The organism is Nocardioides donggukensis, assembly GCF_014842875.1.
GTDB classification, from domain to species: domain Bacteria; phylum Actinomycetota; class Actinomycetes; order Propionibacteriales; family Nocardioidaceae; genus Nocardioides; species Nocardioides donggukensis.
Genome location: NZ_JACYXZ010000004.1, coordinates 226,564 through 247,484, shown reverse-complemented (window position 1 = coordinate 247,484; position 20,921 = coordinate 226,564). Strand labels below are relative to the sequence as shown.

The window sequence follows — 20,921 nt, the reverse complement described above, 5'->3', positions numbered from 1 at the left end:
GCCGGCCGGGCCCGGACGCCGACCGGGCCCTGACGTCGGCCGGGCCCAGACGCCGGCCCAGGCCCAGAGTCCGGCCGGGCCCGGCACCCGCTCGGCTCAGGCGTCGGCCAGCAGGACGTCGAGCAGCGCGACGGCCCCGGCCTTGTCGAGCGGGCTGTTCTGGTTGCCGCACTTGGGGGACTGGATGCAGGACGGGCACCCCTCGGCACACCCGCAGCTCGCGATCGCCTCCCGGGTGGCGGTGAGCCAGGTCCGGGCCGAGGTGAAGCCCCGCTCGGCGAAGCCCGCACCACCGGGGTGCCCGTCGTGGACGAAGACGGTCAGCATGCCGGTGTCCGGATGGAGGGCCGTCGAGACCCCGCCGATGTCCCAGCGGTCGCAGGTCGCGAACAGCGGAAGCAACCCGATCGAGGCGTGCTCGGCGGCGTGCGCCGATCCCGGCAGGTCCGAGTCCTCGAGGCCGGCGTCGGAGAGCACCCCCGGGGGGACCGTCCACCAGACGGCGGTCGTGCGCAGACTGCGCTCGGGCAGGTCCAGCGGCTCCTCGGAGAGCACCTCCCCCGTCGGCACCCGGCGTCGCAGGTAGGACACCACCTGGTGGGAGACCTCCACCTCCCCGACGGCGAGCCGGCACCGCCCCCAGGCCTCGTGCCGGCGCTCCTGCACGATCCGGATGTCGGTGACCTCCCGGGCCGACGTGCTGTGGTCGACCTCGGCCCGGTCCATCATGGCGACGTTGGTCCCGAGGTCCAGCTCGGAGACCAGCCAGGTCTCGCCGAGGTGCACGTAGACGGCCCCGGGGTGGGCGGAGCCGTGGGCCGCGGCGGCGTCGACGGTGCCGACCACCCGCCCGGTGGCGGACTCGACGAGCTGGACCGGCGCACCGCCGACCGACCGGATGTCGGCGAGGTCGCTGGCCCGTCGCCGGTCGGTCCAGAACCAGCGCGACGACCGGCGTCGGAGCAGGCCCGACGCGGCCAACGAGTCCACAGCCTCGCGCGCGGTGGGACCGAACAGCGGCAGGTCGCCGACGGACAGGGGTGACTCCGCGGCGGCCGCGCACAGGTGCGGCCCCAGCACGTACGGGTTGCCGGGGTCGAAGACGCACGCCTCCACCGGCCTCCCCAGCAGCGACTCGGGGTGGGTGACCAGGTAGGTGTCGAGCGGGTCGTCGCGCGCCACCAGGACCCCGAGGGCATCGCGGGCACCCCGGCCGGCCCGGCCGACCTGCTGCCACAGGGCGGCCCGCGTGCCGGGGAAGCCGGCCAGGAGCACGGCGTCCAGACCGCTGACGTCGATGCCGAGCTCGAGCGCGTTGGTGGTGGCCAGCCCGAGGAGCTCACCGGACCGGAGGCGCTGCTCCAGGGCCCGGCGCTCCTCGGGGAGGTAGCCGCCGCGGTACGGCGCGACCCGGCCGGCCAGCTCCGGCGCGACCTCGGCCAGGTGACCGGCCGAGGTCTGGGCGACCGTCTCGGCGCCTCGGCGGGAGCGGACGAAGGCGAGCGTCCGGGCCCCCTCCAGGACGAGGTCGGTGAGCAGGTCGGCGACCTCGGACGTCGCGGCACGGCGTACCGGTGCCCCGTTCTCTCCCACGAACGAGGTGAAGCCCGGCTCCCACAGCGCCAGGGCCACCTGCCCGCGCGGCGAGGCGTCCTCGGTCACCGCCACCACGTCGTGGCCCGTGAGCCGGGAGGCGAGCTCGGCCGGCTCGGCCACGGTCGCCGAGGCCAGCACGAACGTCGGGTCGGCGCCGTGCAGAGCGCAGACCCGGCGCAGTCGTCGCAGCACGTGGGACACGTGAGCACCGAACACACCCCGGTAGTGGTGGCACTCGTCGATGACGACGAACCGCAGCGAGCCGAGGAAGCGTCCCCAGCGCTCGTGCCCCGGCAGCAGCGAGTGGTGCAGCATGTCGGGGTTCGTCAGCAGGAGCTCCGCGTGGTCGCGGGCCCAGTCCCGCTGCTCCCGGGAGCTGTCCCCGTCGTGGGTGGTGGCGCGCAGACCGAGGCCCAGGTCGAGCAGCCCGGACAGCTGGTCCTGGGCCAGTGCCTTGGTCGGCGCCACGTAGAGCGTGCCGGCCCCGCGCTCCCCGCGCGCGCCGCGCCCGGTGAGGCTGGCCGTCGCCGCCGGCAGCTGGTAGGCCAGCGACTTGCCCGACGCGGTCCCCGTGGAGACCACGACGTGGCGCCCGGCCCAGGCGTGGTCGGCGGCCTCCACCTGGTGTGCCCACGGACGGTCGACGCCCCGGCCCTGCCAGGCGGCGACCACGTCCCCGGGCGCCCAGGCCGGCCAGTCGGCGTACGTCGCGGCACGCGGAGGCAGGACCTCCAGGTGCGTCAGCCGGTCGGCCCGGTCGCCCGCGCTGAGCCGGGTGACGAGGTCCCGGACCGGAGGCGTCGAGGACGGGGGAGACGAGGGCACCCGCCCAGTCTGGCAAGGGGCACCGACGGTGGGTCGCCGACGGCACGCACCGCGGACGCGAGGATGCGCATGCGCGACTGTCGGGCCGCATGGTTTGATATGGGCGGACGCATCGGGGCGACTGAGGACTCCGAAGGCCTGGAGGCTCTCGAGCCCGTGGAGGAGACACGTGGACCTGACTCTTGTGACGCGGGACGCCGACGGCGTGACCATTGTCGCGGTCGAGGGCGAGATCGACGTCTACACCGCCCCCAAGCTGCGCGACAAGATCTCCGACCTCGTCGGCGCGGGCGTCTACGACCTGATCATCGACATGAGCGGTGTCGAGTTCCTCGACTCCACCGGCCTGGGCGTGCTCGTGGGTGGGCTGAAGAAGGTCCGGGCGCACAACGGCTCGCTGCAGCTGATCTGCAACCAGGACCGGTTGCTCAAGATCTTCCGGATCACCGGCCTGGCCAAGGTGTTCACGATCCACGACTCGCCCGAGGCCGCTGCCGCCGACGCCGGCTGACCCGACCCGGCGCCGCCCCTCTCCCACGAGGTCCGGCTGGTCCTGCCTGGTCCCGTCCAGCGGATGGCGTTCCGCGATGCTGTCCCGACCCGCCGGTCCCGCCCGACACGGACGTGTCCCGGGTCACACCCTGCTGCCGTGAGGCCCCGCGCCGTGCGTAGAATCCGGCTCGTTCGCGTTAGCAGCATCACACTCGAGGAGAAACATGACCGGGATCCACCCCGCTGTCGTGGATGTCTCCGGAGGCAATCTCGTTCTCGTCATCGTCGTCGCCGCGATCGCGCTCGTCGCGCTCGGGCTGGCCGCCATGTTCCGGAACGAGGTGCTCGCCGCCGGTGAAGGCACCGACAACATGCAGCGCATCGCACAGGCAGTGCAGGAGGGCGCCAACGCCTACCTGACCCGGCAGTTCCGCACGCTGGGGATCTTCGCCGTGGTGGCGTTCTTCCTGTTGTTGGCGCTGCCCGCGGAGGACACGACCGTCCGGATCTTCCGCTCGATCTTCTTCTTCGTCGGGGCCGGCTTCTCGGCGACGGTGGGCTACCTGGGCATGAACCTCGCGGTCCGCGCGAACCTGCGCGTCGCGTCCGCGGCCAACACCGCCGGCCGCGAGCCCGCCATGACCATCGGTCTGCGCACCGGCGCCATGGTCGGCATGCTCACCGTCGGCCTGGGCCTCCTGGGCGCCAGCGTCGTCGTACTCCTCTTCCAGGACGAGGCGCCCGACGTGCTCGAGGGCTTCGGCTTCGGCGCCGCACTGCTCGCGATGTTCATGCGGGTCGGCGGCGGCATCTTCACCAAGGCCGCCGACGTCGGCGCCGACCTGGTCGGCAAGGTGGAGAACAACATCCCCGAGGACGACCCGCGCAACGCCGCGACGATCGCGGACAACGTGGGCGACAACGTCGGCGACTGCGCCGGCATGGCCGCCGACCTCTTCGAGTCCTACGCCGTCACGCTGGTCGCCGCGCTGATCCTGGGCTCGCAGGCCTTCGGCGACAAGGGCCTGGTGTTCCCGCTGCTGATCCCCGCGATCGGCGCGCTCACGGCCGTCGCCGGCGTCTACCTCACCAAGCCCAAGGTGGGCGAGAACGGCCTGACCACGATCAACAAGTCGTTCTACCTCTCCTCGGGCATCGCCGCGGTGGCCAGCATCGTGCTGTCCTACGTCTACCTGCCGAGCAGCTTCGCCGACTTCACCAACATCGCCGGCGACCTCGCCTCGGCGGACGGCGACCCACGGTTCATCGCGGCCTCGGCCGTGGTGATCGGCATCGTGATGTCGGCCGGCATCCTGGCCCTGACCGGCTACTACACCGGCACCGAGCACCGCCCGGTCAAGGACGTCGGCAAGACCTCCCTCACCGGTGCGGCCACCGTGATCCTCTCCGGCCTGTCGGTCGGCTTCGAGTCGGCGGTCTACACGACGCTCGTCATCGGCGCTGCGGTCTTCGGCGCCTACCTGCTCGGCGGTGCGGCGCTGACAGTCTCGCTGTTCGCGGTGGCGCTGGCCGGCTGCGGCCTGCTCACCACCGTCGGCGTGATCGTCGCCATGGACACCTTCGGCCCGGTCTCCGACAACGCCCAGGGCATCGCCGAGATGTCCGGCGACGTCAGCCCGGAGGGCGCTCAGATCCTCACCGAGCTGGACGCCGTCGGCAACACCACGAAGGCGATCACCAAGGGGATCGCGATCGCGACCGCGGTGCTGGCCGCCACGGCCCTGTTCGGCTCCTACGCCACCTCGGTGTTCGAGTCGCTGCGCGACGCCAACCCGACGGCCGACGAGGCGAACCTGCTGGACTTCAGCGTCTTCAACCCGGCCGTGCTGGTGGGCGTGCTGATCGGCGCCGCGGTCGTGTTCCTCTTCTCGGGCCTGGCCATCAACGCCGTCGCCCGGGCCGCGGGAGCGGTGGTCTACGAGGTGCGCCGCCAGTTCCGGGAGATCCCCGGGATCATGGAGGGCACCGGCCGGCCGGAGTACGGCAAGGTCGTCGACATCGTCACCAAGGACTCCCTGCGTGAGCTGATCACCCCGGGCATCCTCGCGGTGCTGGCACCGATCGCCGTCGGCTTCGGCCTCGGCGCCACCGCGCTGGCCGGGTTCCTGGCCGGTGCGATCGGCACCGGCACGCTGATGGCGGTCTTCCTGGCCAACTCCGGTGGTGCCTGGGACAACGCCAAGAAGCTCGTCGAGGACGGCAACCACGGGGGCAAGGGCTCGCCCGCCCACGAGGCGACGGTCATCGGCGACACCGTCGGCGACCCGTTCAAGGACACCGCCGGCCCGGCGATCAACCCGCTGATCAAGGTGATGAACCTGGTCTCGCTGCTGATCGCCAGCGCCGTGGTCTCGATGAGCGTCGGCGACGACCAGAACGACGTCCTGCGGATCACCATCGCCCTGGTGGCGGTCGCGATCATCGCCGGAGCCGTCTTCGTGTCCAAGCAGCGCGAGGTCGTCCTCGGCGACGACGCCCACGCCACCACGCCGGGCACCCCGGGCTCGCCGGACACCGCCTGACCCACCGCGACCCGTCGTTTCTGTCCACCTCCGCCGACCCCGGCGCGGACAGAAGCGACGGGTCGCGGCATTTACGGCCGACACAAGCGACGGGTCGGGGTGTTGGGGGCCGACACTGACGACGGGTCGCGTGGGACGATGCGCGGCATGAGCCCCGAGACCGGTCCCGCCGCCGGGCCGTCCGCCGCTGCCGGGCCGTCGGTCGACACCGGGCTGGCCGGCCGGCTGGGGGAGGCGCTCGGCGCGGCCGGGTTCACCCACGACGGCGTCGCCGACCTGCTGGGTACGACGGCGCACGCGGCGCTGGGGCGCAGCGAGACCACGCCGGCCCTGCGGCGGACCGCCGGCGGCTCGCCGTTGGAGACGCTGACCCGGCTCTTCCTGCTCCAGACCCCGGTGCGGCTCGAGGCCGCCGAGGCGGCGCTGTCCGGCTCCGGGGGACGGCCCGGGGGCGACGGGCGGCGCGGCCTGCTGGACCGGCTCTGCGCGGCCGGGATCCTCGAGCGCAGCGTCGGCGAGGTGGCCGCCCGGCTCGACTGCCGGCCCTACGCCGACGACGAGCGTGACCTCTGGGTGGTCAGCGACCTGACCCCGGGCCTGGACGGCCTGCCCGGGACGGTGGGCCGCGACCACGTGCTCGGCATCTCCGGCGCCTCGACCTCGCTCGCCCAGCTGACGCTGCGGGAGCCGGTGGACGCGGCGCTCGACCTCGGCACCGGCTGCGGGGTCCAGGCCCTGCACCTGGCCGCCCACAGCCGACGGGTGGTGGCCACGGACGTCAACGCCCGGGCCCTGTGGATGGCCGGCTTCAACGCCGCCCTCAACGGTCTGGGCGCGGACCGGGTCGATGTCCGGGACGGCTCCTTCTTCGAGCCAGTGCGCGACGAGCGGTTCGACCTGATCGCCACCAACCCGCCGTTCGTGATCTCGCCGGCCACCGGCGAGCGGCTCGTCTACCGCGACTCCGGACTGCCCGGCGACCGGGTCGTGGAGGACATCGTGCGCGCGGCGCCCGGTCACCTCACCCCCGGCGGCTGGTGCCAGGTGCTCGCGAACTGGGCGGTCCGCGACGACCAGCCCTGGGAGGAGCGGCTGGCCGACTGGGTGCGCGACTGCGACGCCTGGGTGGTGCGCCGCGAGGTGGTCGACCCGGCCGCCTACGTCGAGCTCTGGCTCAAGGACGCGGGGCTGCACGGCCACCCGGACTACCTCGACCGCTACGACACCTGGCTGGCCTGGTTCGAGGAGCAGGGGATCGAGGCGGTCGGCTTCGGCTGGATCAACCTGCGCCGCACCGACCAGGTGCCCCGCCTGCGCTGGGAGGAGTGGCCCTGGGAGGTCGAGCAGCCGATCGCACCCACCGTCCGCGCGTGGGCCGAGGCGGTCCGGATGCTCGACCGGACCGACGACGAGTCCCTTCTGGCCAGCCACCTCGTCGCGCGCAGCGACGTACGCCAGGAGACCGTCGGCGCCCCGGGCGCGGAGGACCCGCACACGATCGTGCTGCGCCAGCAGCGGGGCCTGCGCCGGGCCCGGAAGGCCGACACCGTCGAGGCGGCGCTGGTCGGCGCCTGTGACGGGGACCTGTCCGTCGGCCGGATCCTCGAGGCGCTGGCCGGGCTGCTCGAGGTCGACGCCGCCGGCGCCCGGACGGCGTACCTGCCGGTGGTCCGGGAGCTGGTCGAGGAGGGGTTCCTCGAGGCCTGACCGACCGGCCGCCCCGGGACGTCCGGGGCGGGTCGCCGGGTGGGCCGTCGGCCCTCCCCGTGGGACAGGCCGACCCGGGCCGGTGGGAACACGCGCTACCGTAAGCCGCCGAGAGGCCCCGCGACCGTCCGCGGGACCCCGGCCGTCCCTCCAGGAGAGAACGAGTTCCGTGGCACACAAGCTGGTCATCGTCGAGTCGCCTGCCAAGGCCCGCACGATCGCGGGGTACCTCGGCTCGGGCTACGTCGTCGAGTCCTCGATCGGCCACATCCGGGACCTCCCCAACAACGCCGCCGACACCCCGGCCAAGATCAAGGACAAGCCGTGGGGCCGGCTGGCGGTCGACGTCGAGCACGACTTCACGCCCTACTACGTGGTGCCGCGCGACAAGAAGAGCCACATCACCAAGCTCAAGGGCCTGCTCAAGGACGCCGACGAGCTCTACCTCGCCACCGATGAGGACCGTGAGGGCGAGGCGATCGCCTGGCACCTGCTCGACGAGCTGAAGCCCAAGAACATCCCGGTCCACCGGATGGTCTTCCACGAGATCACCAAGCCGGCGATCCAGGCCGCGGTCGAGAACCCGCGCCAGATCAACGACGACCTGGTCGAGGCGCAGGAGGCGCGCCGGATCCTCGACCGGCTCTACGGCTACGAGGTCTCGCCGGTGCTGTGGCGCAAGGTCATGAGCGGCCTCTCCGCCGGTCGCGTGCAGTCGGTCGCCACCCGACTGGTCGTGGACCGGGAGCGGGACCGGATGGCCTTCACCGCCGCGTCGTACTGGGACATCGAGGGCACCTTCGACGCCGGCGCCGACCACGAGCAGCGGATGTTCCCCGGCAAGCTGCACTCCGTGGACGGCGCCCGAGTCGCCCGGGGCAGCGACTTCGGCCAGGACGGCCGGCTCAAGCGTCCCGACGGGGTGGTCCACCTCGACCGGAAGGCCGCCGAGGCGCTGACCTCCGGCCTGCGGGACACGACGTACGACGTCCGCTCGGTCGAGTCGAAGCCCTACAAGCGCTCTCCGTACGCGCCGTTCCGCACCACCACGCTGCAGCAGGAGGCCAGCCGCAAGCTCGGCATGAGCGCCTCGGTCACGATGTCGGTGGCGCAGCGGCTCTACGAGAACGGCTTCATCACCTACATGCGCACCGACTCCACGACGCTGTCGGGGGCGGCGGTCGGCGCGGCCCGCGACCAGGTCCGCGAGCTGTACGGCGCGGAGTACCTGCCCGACGCCCCGCGCACCTACGCCTCGAAGGTGAAGAACGCGCAGGAGGCGCACGAGGCGATCCGCCCGGCCGGCGACCACTTCCGCACCCCCGCCCAGACCGGCCTGACCGGCGACCAGTTCCGGGTCTACGAGCTGATCTGGATGCGCACCGTCGCCTCCCAGATGAAGGACGCCGTCGGCCAGTCGGTCTCGATCCGCTTCGGCGGCGCGGCCGGCACCGGTGAGGACGTCGTCTTCTCCGCCAACGGCCGGGTGATCACCTTCCACGGGTTCCTCAAGGCCTACGTCGAGGGCACCGACGACAACGCCGCCCGCGACGACCAGGAGACCCGGCTGCCGCAGCTGGCCGAGGGCGACCGGGTCACGGCGGCCTCCGTGAGCGCGTCCGGTCACGAGACCAAGCCGCCGTCCCGGTTCACCGAGGCCACGCTGATCAAGGAGCTCGAGGACCGCGAGATCGGCCGACCCTCGACGTACGCCTCGATCATCGGCACCATCCTGAACCGCGGCTACGTCTACAAGAAGGGCACCGCGCTGGTGCCGGCCTGGCTGGCGTTCTCCGTGGTGCGACTCCTCGAGGACCACTTCAGCCGGCTGGTCTCCTACGAGTTCACCGCCGGGATGGAGGACATCCTCGACGACATCGCCGGCGGGCGGCGGGACCGCAAAACCGAGCTGGCCGAGTTCTACTACGGCTCCAGCACCGTCGAGGGACTGCACCCGCTGGTCAACGGACTCGGTGACATCGACGCCAAGGAGCTGGCGACGTTCCCGGTCGGCGGGCCGGACTCGGGAGTCGTGCTGCGGGTCGGCCGCTACGGTCCGTACGTCGAGCAGCAGCCCGGCGACGACGGGGACGCCGCCGGCGACCCGACCCGCGCGAACGTGCCCGATGACCTGCCGCCCGACGAGCTGACCCTGGCCAAGGCCAAGGAGCTGCTCGCGAACCCGGCCGGCGAGGAGATCGACCTCGGCAGCCACCCGGAGACCGGGCTGCGGGTGGTGGCGAAGAACGGCCGCTACGGTCCCTACGTCACTGAGCAGCTGCCCGAGGACGCGCCCAAGTCGGCCAAGCCGCGCACCGGCTCGCTCTTCGCGTCGATGTCGCTCGACACGATCACGCTCGACGAGGCGGTGAAGCTGCTGTCGCTGCCACGCGTGGTCGGCACGGACGCCGAGGGCGTCGAGATCACCGCCCAGAACGGCCGCTACGGGCCGTACCTGAAGAAGGGCACGGACTCCCGCTCGATCGACTCCGAGGAGAAGCTGTTCACGCTGACCCTCGACGAGGCCCTGGCGATCTACGCCCAGCCCAAGCAGCGCGGTCGGGCCGCCGCGGCGCCGCCGCTCAAGGAACTGGGCGAGGACCCGGTCTCCGGGCAGCCGGTCGTGGTGAAGGCCGGACGGTTCGGGGAGTACGTCACCGACGGCGAGTACAACGCCACCCTGCGCAAGGACGACAGCGTCGAGGAGGTCACGCTCGAGCGGGCCGCCGAGCTGCTCGCCGAGCGCCGGGCCAAGGGCCCGGCGAAGAAGGCGGCCAAGAAGGGCGCCAAGAAGGCCCCCGCGAAGAAGACGGCCAAGAAGACGGCCGCGAAGAAGACGGCCGCCAAGAAGACGGCTGCCAAGAAGACCACGAAGAAGGCGGCGGCCAAGAAGTCCTGACCCCCGCCGATCGAGCAGCCGTCCCGCTGGTTGAGGAGCGAGCCCCGGCGAGCGTCTCGAAACCAAGCCACCCCGCCGGTTGAGCAGCCGTCCCGCCGGTTGAGGAGCGAGCGCCAGCGAGCGTCTCGAAACCGAGGGTGGTTTCGAGACAGGCGCTGCGCGCCTTCCTCAACCACCGGGGGACGGGCGTCTCGAAACCGAGCCGTCCCGCTGGTTGAGGAGCGAGCCCCGCTGGTTGAGGAGCGAGCCCCGGCGAGCGTCTCGAAACCAAGGGTGGTTTCGAGACAGGCGCTGCGCGCCTTCCTCAACCACCGGGGGCGCGCCTTCCTCAACCACCGGCGGGCGGCCTTCCTCAACCACCGTCAGCGGTGTGGGCGGCTGCGCCTAGGGTGTACGCCGTGAGCCCGGCCCCCGCAGATCACCCAGCCGTCACCGGCGGTGTGCACTCCCCGCGAGGCGTCTTCCTGTGCTTCGAGGGCGGCGACGGGTCCGGCAAGTCCACCCAGTCGAGGGCCCTGCGGGACCGGCTCGAGGCGGCCGGCCACACCGTGCTGCTCACCTTCGAGCCCGGCGACACGGTGGTGGGGCAGCGGGTGCGCCAGATCGTGCTCGACCCGGCGACCGGCGAGCTCGCGCACCGCACCGAGGCCCTGCTCTACGCCGCGGACAAGGCCGAGCACGTCGAGCGGCTGGTCCGCCCGGCGCTCGAACGCGGCGAGATCGTGATCACCGACCGCTACGTCGACTCCGCGATCGCCTACCAGGGCGCCGGCCGCGCCCTGTCCGCCGAGGACGTGGAGCGGGTCAACCGCTGGGCCACCGCCGACCTGCGCCCGCACCTGACCGTGGTCCTCGACCTCGAGCCAGAGCACGGGCTGGGCCGCTTCGAGGCGCGGGACCGGATCGAGGGCGAGTCCCCGGCGTTCCACCAGCGGGTCCGCGAGGCGTTCCTGGGGATGGCCGCCGCCGATCCCGAGCACTACCTGGTGCTCGACGCCCGGGCGCCGGCCGAGGAGATCACCGCGCTGGTGGCCGCTCGGGTCGAGTCCCTGCTCGACGGGTCCGCCCGCGCATGAGCGTCTGGGACTCGCTGGTCGGCCAGCGCGCGGTCGTCGAGACGCTGACCCCGGCCGCCGCCGGCAGGGGCATGAACCACTCGTGGCTGTTCACCGGCCCGCCGGGCTCGGGCCGGTCCAACGCCGCGGTCGCCTTCGCGGCGGCGCTGCAGTGCGAGTCCGAGCCGCCCGGCTGCGGCACCTGTCACTCCTGCCGCACGGTGCTGGCCGGCTCGCACGCCGACGTGTCGTTGATCCGCACCGACAAGCTCTCGATCGGCGTCGACGAGGTCCGGGACCTCGTGCGCCGGGCGGCGCTGGCCCCGGTCGGGAACCGCTGGCAGGTGCTGATCGTGGAGGACGCCGACCGGCTCACCGACCAGGCCTGCAACGCCCTGCTCAAGGCGATCGAGGAGCCCACCGACCGCACCGTGTGGATGCTCTGCGCCCCCACCGTCGAGGACGTCCTCCAGACGATCCGGTCCCGGTGCCGGTTGGTCACGCTGAGCACGCCCACCCCCGAGGCGGTGGCCGACTTCCTGGTCCGCACCGCCGAGGTCTCGCCGTCGGTCGCGGCCTACGCCGCCCGCTACAGCCAGGGTCACATCGGCCGGGCCCGGGCACTGGCGAAGGACGACGCCACCCGGGGCCGACGGCGCGACGTGGTGGCGTTCCCGGTGCGGCTGACCACGCTGGGCTCCTGCCTCGACGCGGCCAGGAATCTCTACGACATGGCGGCCGAGGAGGCGAAGGGGATCACCGACGACCTCGACAGCCGCGAGAAGGGCGACCTCGACTCGTCGTACGGCGTGGTCGAGCGGGGTCGCCGGCCCCGGGAGTACGCCCCTGCCCTGGCCGCCCTCGAGCGGGGCCAGAAGACCCGGGCGAAGCGGCGGGTCCTCGACGTCGTGGACCGCGGCCTCATGGACCTGGTGTCGGTCTACCGCGACGCGATCGTGCTCGGCACCGGCGCCGGCACGGCCCTGGTGAACGAGGAGGCACGCACCGACCTGGACCGCCTGGTGCGGGTGACGACGCCGGAGTCGAACCTGCGGCGGGTGGAGGCGATCTTCACCGCCCGCAAGCAGATGCTCGAGTTCAACGTCCCGGCGATGTTGGCGCTGGAGGCCATGATGGTCGCGCTGCGCCTACCCGAGGGGAGCCGTCCGTGAAGCGCGTCGTCGTCTGGCTGCTGCTGTTCGCGCTGGTCCTGGCCGGCGGCGGACTGGCGGTGTGGCGGCTCGTGGACTCCGGGGATGCCGGCGGCACCGGGACCCTGCGCGCCCCGACCGCCGCGCCGGAGACCTCCACCGGACCGGAGCCCGGCGGGCAGCCGGCCCCCGACCCGCGGCTCCAGGCGTACTACGACCAGTCCCTCGCGTGGTCCTCCTGCGGCAACCGCGAGTGCGCCCGAATCGAGGTGCCGCTGGACTACGACGACCCCGAGGGCGAGCGGATCGAGCTGGCCCTGCTGAAGGTCGCCGCGGGGCGGCCGGCCGACCGGGTCGGCTCGCTCGTGGTGAACCCCGGCGGGCCGGGCGCGCCGGGCACGTCGTACGCCGACCGGGCCGGCTCGTTCTTCGGCGACCGGATCCGGGACCGGTTCGACATCGTGGGGTTCGACCCGCGTGGCACCGGCACCAGCAGCCCGGTCGACTGCCTCGGCGATCGCCAGCTGGACCGCTTCATCGCCCTCGACGCCGACCCGGACACGCCGTCCGAGGTCACCGCGTTCGAGCGCCAATTGGAGCTCATCGGGACAGGGTGTGCGCGGCGCAGCGGCGAGCTGGCCGCCCACGTCTCGACCGTCGAGGCGGCCCGCGACATGGACGTCATCCGCGCGGCGCTCGGCGAGGACCGGCTGACGTACTTCGGGGCCTCCTACGGCACCAAGCTCGGGGCCACCTACGCCGACCTGTTCCCCGACCGGGCCGGGCGGCTGGTCCTCGACGGCGCCGTCGACGTCTCCCTGTCCAACCGGGACCTGACCCTGGAGCAGGCCGCGGGGTTCGAACTGGCGCTCACCGCCTACGTCGACGACTGCCTGGCCGAGGGCCCCTGCTTCCTCGGCGCCGACCGGGAGGAGGCCCTGGCCGAGATCGGCGCCCTGCTGGACCGGGTCGACCGGGAGCCGCTCCCGGTGGGGGACCGCACCCTGCGGGTCGGCAACGCGTTCTACGGCATCGTCGCGCCGCTGTACAGCGAGACGAACTGGCCGCTGCTGACGGCCTCCCTGTCCCGCGCGATGCAGGGCGACGGCACCGGGCTGCTCCGGCTCTCCGACCTCTACACCTCGCGCGGCCCGGACGGGACCTACACGGACAACAGCTCGGAGGCGATCTACGCGATCAACTGTCTCGACGATCCCGGCTTCACGCCCGTCGACGAGGTGCCGGAGGAGTTCGCCGCGTTCGAGGAGGCCTCCCCGACCTTCGGCCGGATCTTCGCCTGGTCGCTGACCGGCTGCGCCGGCCTGGCGGTCGAGCCGCCCGAGCCGCGTGAGCCGTTGACCGCGGAGGGCGCCGACCCGCTGCTGGTGATCGGCACGACGCGGGACCCGGCGACGCCGTACCGCTGGGCGGAGGCGCTCGCCGACCAGCTCGCCTCGGCGGTGCTGGTGAGCCGGGACGGCGACGGGCACACCGGCTACAACATGGGCAACGCCTGCGTCGACGAGGTCGTGGAGTCCTACCTGGTCGAGGGCACGGTCCCCGACGGCGACGTGGACTGCCCAGCCTGAGTCGCAGCCTGACTGCCGGCTGACTGCCGGCCAGACTCCCGGCCCGACCGGCGGGGCGGGGCGGGGGATACTGGGACCATGCACAGCGACGCCACCCTGGTCGAGGAGTACCTCGACGAGCTGCCCGAGGACCGGCGCGCGGCGGTGTCGATCGTCCGCGACCTGGTCAACGAGAACCTGCCGGAGGGCTACCAGGAGGCCATGGGCTTCGGGATGATCACCTGGGGCATCCCGCTGGAGACCTACCCCGACACCTACAACAAGCAACCGCTCCAGGTGCTGGCACTGGCCTCGCAGAAGAACTACATGGCGCTCTACCTCATGGGCATCTACGCCGACGAGGGGCTGGAGGACTGGTTCCGGGAGCAGTACGCCGAGCGCGGGCTGAAGCTGGACATGGGCAAGTCCTGCGTCCGGTTCCGTCGGCTGGACCAGCTGCACCTCGAGGCGGTCGCCGAGGTGGTGCGGCGGGTGCCGCCGCAGGAGTTCATCGCGGTCTACGAGGCCGCCCGGGCGAACCGCCGCTGAGCCCCGCTGCCGCACCCGCGCTCAGCGGCGGCGGCGCTCGATCGGGTCGGCGATGGCCTGGATCCGCCGGGTGGCCAGCTCGATCATGAGCCGCGCGGCCGGTGAGAGCTGGGCGCCGACCCGGTGCACGATCGCGATCGTGTCCACCTGCTTCGGGGACAGCGAGGCGACCCCGACGTGCGGTGCCAGGCGCGGGAGCAGCTGCTCGGCGGCCCCCTTCGGGATCACCGAGTCGGCCAGCCCCATGCCGACCAGCTCCACCGCGGTCTCGACGTCCTCCACCTCGATCCGGGTCTGCGGGTTGCGGCCGGTCTCGTGCAGCATCTGCCGCAGCACGATCCGGGTCGAGTCGTCGGCGCGCCAGGTGGTCTCGGGCATCACCAGCGAGCTGCGGGCGAGCCGGGCCGCCGTGATCGGGCTGCGCAGGTGCTCGGGATCGGCGCTGATGTAGACCAGCTCGTCGTGGGCCACCGGGACCACCTCCATGCCCTCGCTGTGCACCTGGGGCACGGCGATGATCGCGGCCTCGATCCGTCCGCGCCGCAGGTCCTCCTGCACGTCGCTGGAGTTCTGGCCGACCAGCTCGACACGGACGCCGGGGTGTCGGGCCAGCACGTCGGCGATCAGCTGAGCGCCGGCGTACAGGCGGGCGGTGCCGAACATCCCGAACCTGATGGTGCCGGTCTCGAGCGCGACCACCGAGGCCATCTCGCGCCGGGCGTCCTCGGCGGCCTCGAGGGTGCGCTCCGCGTGCGGGCGGAGCGCCTCGGCCGCGGCGGTCGGGGTGACGCCGCGGCCGACCCGGGTGAACAGGTCGACGCCGAGGGTCTTCTCGAGACCGCGGATCTGCTCGGAGATCGACGGCTGGGCGTAGCCGAGGTGGTCCGCGGCGGCGGTGAGCGAGCCGCGCTCGTAGGTGACCAGGAAGCAGCGCAGCTGGTGGAGTGAGAGCACGCTCACAACCATAGAGGATTCCTTGGGGAACTCTAGAAAACCGAGGCTACCCCTATCAGTTGCACTGCCACACAATAAGGGTGTACCCATCCACCACCCTCGAGGGAGGTCCACCATGTTCGTCCACCAGTGCACCGCGTGCCAGAAGCGTCAGCTGATCTTCATGAGCCAGGTCACCGGCATGGCCACCGTCGACGGTGGCCTCGCCGTCGCCTTCACCTGCTGGTGTGGTTCGGAGCAGGCGTCCCTGCTCGACGCCCCCGCCACCGAGGAGCCCGTCACGCGCCCCGAGCGCGAGTCCGTGGCTGCCTGAGCCGATCCGTCGCCGGAGCCGGCGGTCCCCGTGGGGCCGCCGGTTTCGTGCGCTACGGGGAGGGTCCGTATACTTCCCCGGGTTGCCCGGGCCGCGTCCCGGGCAGCGCGCCGCCTTAGCTCAGTCGGTAGAGCGATTCACTCGTAATGAATAGGTCGTCGGTTCGATTCCGACAGGCGGCTCCACAGATCCTCCCCGCCGGCCCGTCGCCCGCGCTCCTCGTGGCCGCCCCGTCGCCCGCGCTCGTCGTGGCCGCCCGCGCCGAGTCTCTACGTTCTGCAGGTTTCTCGGCCGCAGAACCTGCAGAACGTAGAGCCTGACCTGCCCCGCGGCTCGATCCGCAGCCAAGTAAGGGTAGCCTTACCTGTTGCTGTTGCTGTTGCTGCTGCTCGAGACGCGAGGAGGTCGTGGTGCACGGACGGGTCGAGACGGTCCGATGGCTGACGCCGAGCCTGGTCCGGATCGTGCTGGGCGGGCCCGGCCTGGACGGCCTGGTCATGCCCGAGGCGACCGACGCCTACGTCAACGTGGCGATCCCGCCGGCCGGGGCGCCGTACGGCGAGGTGTTCGACCCCGCCGAGGTCCGCGCGCAGCAGCCGGCCGAGCTGGCGCCCGCGCGCCGGCGCTACACGGTGCGCTCCTGGGACCCGGTCGAGGGTCGGCTGACGATCGACTGGGTGGTGCACGGCGACAGCGGCGCGGCCGGCCCCTGGGCCGCCCGGGCGAGGCTCGGCGACGTGCTGGTCTTCGAGGGCCCCAGCGGCGGCTACCGGCCGGACCCGGAGGCCGACTGGCACCTGCTCGTCGGCGACGAGTCCGCGCTCCCGGCCATCGCCGCCTCGCTCGAGGCGATCCCCGCAGGACGCCGGGTCGTCGCGCGGCTGCTCTGCGACGGCGCGGCGCACGAGCTCGACCTGCGCAGCGAGGCGGACCTCGACCTCGGCTGGGTGCACCGCACGGGGGGTCCCGACGACCCGGACCTGCTGGCCCGGGCCGTGGCGGAGCTCCCCTTCCCCGAGGGTCGGGCGCACGCGTTCGTGCACGGCGAGGCCGGGGAGATCCGGGCGATCCGGCGGCACCTGCTGGCCGAGCGTGGTCTGGCGCGCGGTGACATGTCCTGCTCGCCCTACTGGCGACGGGACATGACCGACGAGTCCTGGCGGGCGGTCAAGCGTGACTTCGTGCAGGCCATGGAGGCCGACGTCGCCTGACTCCCGCTTGCGCTACTTAGGCGAACCTAAGTAGGCTTGATGAGGTAAGGCTCACCTCAGTCATCCGAAGGGCACGCCGATGATCGTCTGCCACTGTGCGGTCGTCAACGACCGGGCCGTGGTCGCGGCGGTCGACCAGGGCGCCCGCACGCTGGCCGGGATCTGTCGCACCACCGGCGCCGGCAGCGGCTGCGGCGCGTGTATCTTCTCCTTGAAGCGGCTGCTGTGCGAGCATGGCAACCCCATCGCTCCACCGGTCCAGGAGGTGGCAGGTGCAGCCAGTTGACCCCCGCGTGGTGACGCTGCTCAACGATGCGCTCACGTTCGAGCTCACCGTGACCAACACCTACTTCCTGCACGCTAGGATGCTGGACAACTGGGGGCTGGGACGTCTCGGCAAGGTCTTCTACGACCTCTCCATCGACGAGATGAAGGACGCCGACGCGCTGATCAACCGGATCCTCATGTTCGACGGGCACCCGAACCTGCAGAAGCTCAACAGCATCCAGGTCGGCGAGACGCCCGAGGAGATGCTCCGGCTGGCGTTCGAGAGCGAGAAGGCGGCCGTGGCCCAGTTCAACGCCTCCGCCCAGGAGTGCCACGACCTGGGTGACCACGGCACCGCCTCGGTGTTCGAGGAGATGGTCCGCGACGAGGAGACGCACGGTGACTGGTTCGAGGCCCAGCTCGACGCCATCGGCCACGTCGGCGTCGGGCAGTACCTCGCCCAGCAGATCGACTCCGCGTCTCCCGAGTAGCGTGCCGTCGCCCCGCGACCTCCTCGGTCGGTGGCGCCTCGACCGGACGATCGAGGACCGCCGGGGCGGCGAGCGGATCCTCGTCGAGGGTGAGGCCGAGCTCGTCGAGGTGGCGCCGGGGCGGATCCGCTGGTCCGAGCACGGCTCGATGCGACGAGCCGGGGCCGCCGGGGCCGCAGGGGAGTCGGCGGAGTCGGGGGAGCCGACCCCGGTCCAGCGCACGTTGTACGCCGTCCGCGAGGCGGGCGAGGCGGGCGGGAAGGGTGAGGCCGGCGAAAGAGGCGAGGCCGGCGACAAGGGCGAGGCCGGTGAGATCGGCGGCTGGGCGGTGACGTTCGAGGACGGGCGCCCGTTCCACCCCTGGGCGGTCGGCGAGGTCCTGGAGCACCCGTGCCGGCCCGACCACTACACTGGCCGGATCGAGGCCGACCCCGACGCCGGGACCTGGAGCGTCGCCTGGCGGGCGAGCGGTCCGGCCAAGGACTACCTCACCCGCACCCGCTACACCCGGTCGTGAGCCGACCGCGCGCGGCTCAGTCGTCGGTCCCGAAGGCCCCGAGCGGACCGGTCCGCCACAGGCCGGGCTCGGCCGCGAGCCAGCTCCGGGCGTCGCGCCGACCGAGGTCCGAGGCGGCGTCGAAGAAGTCCGGGTCGAAGAGCAGGTAGGACAGCAGCTCGCCCTGCAGCGGACTGTCGCTGCCCAGCATCCGGTGCATCATCTGCAGGTCCGGGTCGCCGAGCGTGCGGCGTAGCGTGCCGTGGTTGGCCCGGTAGACCTCCATCGCGACCCGGCTCAGGTCCTCCCCGGACAACGGCGCGACCGCGGCGTACGGGACGGTGCGGTACGCCGCCTGGCCGCGGCCGGTCCGGTGCCGGGAGAGGTGCTCGGCCAGCCCGGCGTCGGCGGCCAGCTCGTTGGTCTCGGCGAGCCGGCGCAGGTCGTGGCGGAGCGGGTCGTCCATCACCGCCCCCAGGAGGGTGGCGCCACCGTCGCCGAGGTCGACCTCCTCCTGGTCCTTCTCCGGGTCCGCCTCGGCCGGTCGGAGGCTGCCGGTGCCCACCACGACCACCCGGTCCGCCCCCAGCTCGAGGGCGGGGGCGAGCGGGACTCGCCGACGGGTGGCCCCGTCGACGTACCAACCGGCCACCTCGGCCGGCTCGTCGACCCGCACCGAGGGGAAGAGGGCCGGGATCGCGGAGGACGCCATCAGGTGCGGCACCCCGAGCCGGGTGTGCACGTAGCGTCGGTGCTGCCCGGGCGACGGGGCCGGCAGGTCGCCGGCGGACTCGGTGAACATCGTGACCCGGCCGGTGCGCACGGCGGTGGCGCACACGGCGCTGGCCCGGACGGTGCCGTCGGCGACGTTGCGGTGCAGGGCGTCCCAGTCGATCGCGCTGCCCAGGGTGGCGGCCAGCGGCTGGGTGCCGAAGAAGCCGCGGAGCCGGAAGCCGGTCAGCCCCAGGGTCTCCGAGGCGTAGCGGGCCGCGACCACCGGAGCCTGCCGCCACAGCGGGCGGATCACGTTGCGCTTGGTGGCCCGGCCGAGCACCTCGAGCAGCCGCGTGGACTGCTCGCCGGCGTCCAGGTGGGCGGTCGAGGTCAGGGCCGCGCTCAGCAGGGAGCCGGCGCTGGTGCCCACGAGCACGGTGGGTCGCCGGCCCTGGGCCTCGAGCTCGGGGAGCAGCACCTCGAGCGCGCCCACCTGGTACGCCGACCGGGCGCCGCCGGCGTCGAGGACCAGGGCGACCCGCTCGTCGTCGGGGCCGGTGGCGGTGGAGGAGGGTGTCACCCGTCGATGCTAGACCGCGAGGGCTCGCACGACCTCGCACGCGGTCGGGCGGTCCGCCGGGTCCTTGGCCAGCATCGACTCGAGGGTGCGGCGCGCACTCGGGTCGAGGTCGTCGGGGAGCGGCGGCGCCGGGTCGTTGACGTGGGCGAGCGCCGAGGCGACCGGGTTCGCCCGGCGGAACGGCCGCTCGCCGGTGAGGCAGAGGTGGGCGACCACGCCGAGCGAGTAGATGTCCGAGCTCGGGCTGGCGCGGCGGCCCGAGACCTGCTCGGGGCTGATGTAGTCCATCGTGCCGAGGATCTCGCCCGTCTGGGTGAGTGGCTCGGCGTCCTCGGGGGTGGCGATCCCGAAGTCGATGAGCATCGGCACGCCGTCCGGCTGGATCATGACGTTGCCCGGCTTGAGGTCGCGGTGCACGATCCCCTCCTCGTGGACCACGTGCAGGGCGTCCGCGAGGGCGCCCACCAGCCGCAGGGTCTCGTCCTGCTCGAGCCGGCCCCGCTCGGCGAGGACGTCCGAGAGCGCGTCGCCGTACAGGAACCGCATGACCAGGTAGGGATGGAGGGCCGGGCCGACCAGCTCCTCGCCGAAGTCGTAGACGTTCGGCAGGCTCGGGTGCTCCAGCCTGGCCAGGCACTTGGCCTCGTTGCGGAAGCGGGTGAGCGTCACCTCGTCGTCGGGGCGCTGGGTGTGCATCCGCTTGAGCGCCACGACCCGCTCCAGGACCAGGTCCTGGGCGACGAAGACCGATCCCATGGCGCCGGTGCCGACCAGCTCGAGGAGCTCGTACCGGTCACCGACCACTTCGCCGGCGGCCCGAGGGGCGTCCTCGGTCCGTCTCGCAGCAGTGTCCGTCATCGGCGCCGTTCCGGGTCGGGCCCGAGGTCCGGGCGCGGTGATGTCTGGTGGCAGATGGTCCAAAGTAGACCAGAGGCGGCCGCGGGTACCCGAAATGCGCGGTTCCAATCCCGCCCCTGCGGGTGGATCAGCGCTCGGCCTTCCACTTCGCCCAGCGCTCGAGCATCTCGCCCAGGTCGGCCTCGACGAACGCGAAGAAGTCGCGGGTCTCCCGCAGTCGGGCCAGGCCCAGGCCGACCTCGTGGTCGGGTCGGCGCTCGAGGATCGCGATCGCGTCCTCGACGCCGGAGCGGATCTGGTCGACCAGCGGCACCCGGGCCCGCATGATCGTGGCCCAGACGTCGCCGTCCACCAGGCGGTAGAGGTCCCCGCGGGACCGAGGCGCCCGTTCCCTGACCACCAGCCGGTTGTCGGTGAGGTAGCGCACCGCGCCGGAGATCGCCGCCGGGCTCACCTCGAGGCCCTCGGCGAGGTCGCGGGCGCTGTAGCTCTCCTGGCTGCAGGTCAGGACGTAGGCGAACACCCGCGCCGGCATGCGGGGGATGCCCTCCAGCTCCAGGGTCTGGCCGACGCGCTCCACGGCACGCTGCAGGTCCGACTGAGTGGTCATGTGACGATCATAACCTCTTGGATATTCACAATGTTCTGAATG

Annotated in this window: 18 protein-coding genes and 1 tRNA gene; 14 read left to right on the top strand and 5 right to left on the bottom strand. The window is 72.7% G+C overall.

The annotated features are described in order from the left end of the window. Positions 1 to 96: 96 nt before the first annotated feature. Complete coding sequence (locus IE331_RS14890; RefSeq protein ID WP_201931818.1) at positions 97 to 2,421, bottom strand: DEAD/DEAH box helicase; 2,325 nt, start codon at positions 2,419 to 2,421, stop codon at positions 97 to 99. 169 nt (positions 2,422 to 2,590) lie between these two features. On the opposite strand from IE331_RS14890, the gene IE331_RS14885 reads away from it, so the two are divergent. The 8 genes from IE331_RS14885 to IE331_RS14850 all read left to right on the top strand — a co-directional run bounded on the left by IE331_RS14885 (position 2,591) and on the right by IE331_RS14850 (position 14,385). After that, entirely contained in the window at positions 2,591 to 2,932 is a 342-nt protein-coding gene (locus IE331_RS14885; protein ID WP_192144241.1) for an STAS domain-containing protein, read from the top strand. A gap of 205 nt (positions 2,933 to 3,137) precedes the next feature. After that, complete coding sequence (locus tag IE331_RS14880; protein WP_192144240.1) at positions 3,138 to 5,456, top strand: sodium-translocating pyrophosphatase; 2,319 nt, start codon at positions 3,138 to 3,140, stop codon at positions 5,454 to 5,456. A 147-nt stretch (positions 5,457 to 5,603) separates the two neighbouring features. Beyond that, positions 5,604 to 7,163, top strand: a complete 1,560-nt coding sequence (locus tag IE331_RS14875) for a DUF7059 domain-containing protein (RefSeq protein ID WP_192144239.1) — start codon at positions 5,604 to 5,606, stop codon at positions 7,161 to 7,163. Positions 7,164 to 7,332: 169 nt separating this feature from the next. Further along, positions 7,333 to 10,062, top strand: coding sequence for a type I DNA topoisomerase (topA, locus tag IE331_RS14870; RefSeq protein ID WP_192144238.1), 2,730 nt, complete (start codon positions 7,333 to 7,335; stop codon positions 10,060 to 10,062). Positions 10,063 to 10,460: 398 nt separating this feature from the next. Next, positions 10,461 to 11,138, top strand: a complete 678-nt coding sequence (gene tmk / locus IE331_RS14865; RefSeq protein WP_192144237.1) for a dTMP kinase — start codon at positions 10,461 to 10,463, stop codon at positions 11,136 to 11,138. Next, positions 11,135 to 12,289, top strand: coding sequence for a DNA polymerase III subunit delta' (locus IE331_RS14860; protein ID WP_192144236.1), 1,155 nt, complete (start codon positions 11,135 to 11,137; stop codon positions 12,287 to 12,289). The genes tmk and IE331_RS14860 overlap by 4 nt, the downstream gene beginning before the upstream one ends. Then, a complete protein-coding gene (locus tag IE331_RS14855) occupies positions 12,286 to 13,857 on the top strand; it encodes an alpha/beta hydrolase (RefSeq protein WP_192144235.1) in 1,572 nt (523 codons plus the stop codon). Before IE331_RS14860 ends, IE331_RS14855 begins: the two co-directional genes overlap by 4 nt. Positions 13,858 to 13,935: 78 nt before the next feature. After that, the gene (locus IE331_RS14850; RefSeq protein WP_192144234.1) at positions 13,936 to 14,385 is read left to right on the top strand and encodes a DUF1801 domain-containing protein; all 450 of its coding nucleotides are present in this window, start codon (positions 13,936 to 13,938) and stop codon (positions 14,383 to 14,385) included. A 21-nt stretch (positions 14,386 to 14,406) separates the two neighbouring features. Here the strand turns inward: IE331_RS14850 and IE331_RS14845 are convergent, their stop codons facing one another. Beyond that, positions 14,407 to 15,339 (bottom strand): LysR family transcriptional regulator, encoded by a 933-nt coding sequence (locus tag IE331_RS14845; RefSeq protein WP_192144233.1) that lies wholly within the window; start codon positions 15,337 to 15,339, stop codon positions 14,407 to 14,409. A gap of 115 nt (positions 15,340 to 15,454) precedes the next feature. Here IE331_RS14845 and IE331_RS14840 point away from each other — a divergent pair, with 115 nt between their 5' ends. The 6 genes from IE331_RS14840 (at position 15,455) to IE331_RS14815 (ending at position 18,138) form a co-directional block, all read left to right on the top strand. Beyond that, positions 15,455 to 15,652 carry a hypothetical protein gene (locus IE331_RS14840; protein WP_192144232.1) on the top strand — a complete coding sequence of 66 codons (198 nt, stop codon included), beginning with the start codon at positions 15,455 to 15,457 and terminating at the stop codon, positions 15,650 to 15,652. A 109-nt stretch (positions 15,653 to 15,761) separates the two neighbouring features. Continuing rightward, positions 15,762 to 15,837: transfer RNA gene (locus tag IE331_RS14835), tRNA-Thr, on the top strand. Between the two features lie 225 nt (positions 15,838 to 16,062). Then, complete coding sequence (locus tag IE331_RS17040) at positions 16,063 to 16,863, top strand: siderophore-interacting protein (protein ID WP_192144231.1); 801 nt, start codon at positions 16,063 to 16,065, stop codon at positions 16,861 to 16,863. 79 nt (positions 16,864 to 16,942) lie between these two features. Continuing rightward, complete coding sequence (locus IE331_RS14825) at positions 16,943 to 17,149, top strand: (2Fe-2S)-binding protein (RefSeq protein WP_192144230.1); 207 nt, start codon at positions 16,943 to 16,945, stop codon at positions 17,147 to 17,149. Continuing rightward, positions 17,136 to 17,621 carry a bacterioferritin gene (gene bfr / locus IE331_RS14820; RefSeq protein WP_192144229.1) on the top strand — a complete coding sequence of 162 codons (486 nt, stop codon included), beginning with the start codon at positions 17,136 to 17,138 and terminating at the stop codon, positions 17,619 to 17,621. Before IE331_RS14825 ends, bfr begins: the two co-directional genes overlap by 14 nt. Position 17,622: 1 nt before the next feature. Further along, positions 17,623 to 18,138, top strand: coding sequence for a DUF6314 family protein (locus IE331_RS14815; RefSeq protein WP_192144324.1), 516 nt, complete (start codon positions 17,623 to 17,625; stop codon positions 18,136 to 18,138). A gap of 16 nt (positions 18,139 to 18,154) precedes the next feature. On the opposite strand, the gene IE331_RS14810 is transcribed toward IE331_RS14815, so the two are convergent. From IE331_RS14810 to IE331_RS14800, 3 genes are all read right to left on the bottom strand, one after another. Continuing rightward, on the bottom strand, positions 18,155 to 19,411 hold the full coding sequence (locus tag IE331_RS14810) for a patatin-like phospholipase family protein (protein ID WP_192144228.1): 1,257 nt from the start codon (positions 19,409 to 19,411) through the stop codon (positions 18,155 to 18,157). A gap of 9 nt (positions 19,412 to 19,420) precedes the next feature. Next, positions 19,421 to 20,269, bottom strand: coding sequence for a serine/threonine-protein kinase (locus tag IE331_RS14805; RefSeq protein ID WP_192144227.1), 849 nt, complete (start codon positions 20,267 to 20,269; stop codon positions 19,421 to 19,423). 127 nt (positions 20,270 to 20,396) lie between these two features. Then, a complete protein-coding gene (locus IE331_RS14800; protein ID WP_192144226.1) occupies positions 20,397 to 20,879 on the bottom strand; it encodes a GbsR/MarR family transcriptional regulator in 483 nt (160 codons plus the stop codon). Positions 20,880 to 20,921 lie beyond the last annotated feature (42 nt).